Origin of the sequence: Curtobacterium sp. PhB128, assembly GCF_004340725.1 — a bacterium.
Taxonomy (GTDB): Bacteria; Actinomycetota; Actinomycetes; order Actinomycetales; family Microbacteriaceae; genus Curtobacterium.
Map to the genome: position 1 here is coordinate 1 of NZ_SLUR01000025.1, position 1,234 is coordinate 1,234.

Annotated in this window: 1 protein-coding gene; it reads right to left on the reverse strand. The window is 66.0% G+C overall.

All coding sequences use genetic code 11. The features are described 5' to 3' along the window. Window positions 1-7 precede the first annotated feature (7 nt). Window positions 8-1,048 (reverse strand): IS30 family transposase, encoded by a 1,041-nt coding sequence (locus EDF23_RS19045; RefSeq protein ID WP_131922794.1) that lies wholly within the window; start codon window positions 1,046-1,048, stop codon window positions 8-10. Window positions 1,049-1,234: the final 186 nt, after the last annotated feature.

Below are 1,234 nucleotides of genomic sequence, written 5' to 3' on the forward strand. Positions count from 1 at the left end.
GGTGGATTCAAGTGGTCGGTGCAACACCGCCTGTCAGTGACGCCGAGAGTAGCTCGTCGAGAGCTTCTCTCGGCGTCATGGCGTCGAGGCGTTTGCGTGGTCGGTTGTTGAGCTTGTCGGCGATGTAGTCGAGGTAGTCCGCGGGGAACACGGACAGGTCCTGTCCCTTGGGGAAGTACTGCCGCAGCAGCCCGTTCGTGTTCTCGTTCGAGCCGCGCTGCCAGGGCGAGTGAGGGTCGCAGAAGTAGATCTCGATCCCGGTCGCGATGCTGATCTGCTTGTGGGACGCCATCTCGATGCCCTGGTCCCAGGTGACCGACTTGCGGAGCATCTCGGGCATCTTCCCGATCGCGGTGATCATCTGATCTCGCACCTCGGCAGCGCCGTGCTTAGTCGGCAGGTGGAGCAGCATCACGAACCCGGTGGTGCGTTCGACCAGGGTGCCGATCGCGGAACCCGAGTCCTTCCCAACGATCAAGTCCCCTTCCCAATGCCCGGGGACCAGACGACCCTCGACCTCGGCGGGTCGATCCGCGATCGAGACCATTTCGAGTATGTCCGCCCGTGACCGACGCTGTTCCCGCCCCCGCCCCCGCGGCCGGCGCAGCGTCCGCCCGGTGCGCAACGCGACCTGGAGCTCGCGTTTCACCCCACCACGGCCCTCGACATACAGGGCCTGGTAGATCGTCTCGTGCGACACCCGCATCTCCGGATCGTGTGGGAAGTCCCGCCGCAGCCGGAGCATGATTTGCTCCGGTGAACGGTCCGCTTCCAACCCAGTCTGCACGTAGTCCCGGAGCCGACCGTTGATGGCGAGCTTGCGTGGTTTTGGTCGGGCCCGCCGCTGATCAACGATCCGTTGCGCCGTTGAGGGCCGATACCCGCCCCGGCCCGCGTTGCGCAGCTCACGAGATACCGTCGATGGTGCCCGACCGAGCCGGGCAGCGATCTGCCGGAGCGAGTGCCCCCGAGACCGACCAAACCAGATCTCTTCACGCTCCTCGAGCGACAACCGGACACCGGACGGAGCAGCGAGCACGGGCGGCATGCCGCCAGCCTGGCTGACCCAGTCCGCGGCCGTCGACCGGTTCACACCAGTCGCGGCCGCGGCCCGGGTCGTGCTCCCAAGCTCCACCAACGCAGCCCAGAACCGTCGCTTGTCCTCACGCGTGTGCCAACGACCCACACCAACACCTCACCACTCAAGGTGTTGCAACCACCCCTTGAACCCAAG

What these genes read in the sequence shown, in the direction of transcription:
- EDF23_RS19045 (WP_131922794.1), bottom strand. Translation starts at nt 1,048, where the DNA reads ATGCCGCCCGTGCTCGCTGCTCCGTCCGGTGTCCGGTTGTCGCTCGAG.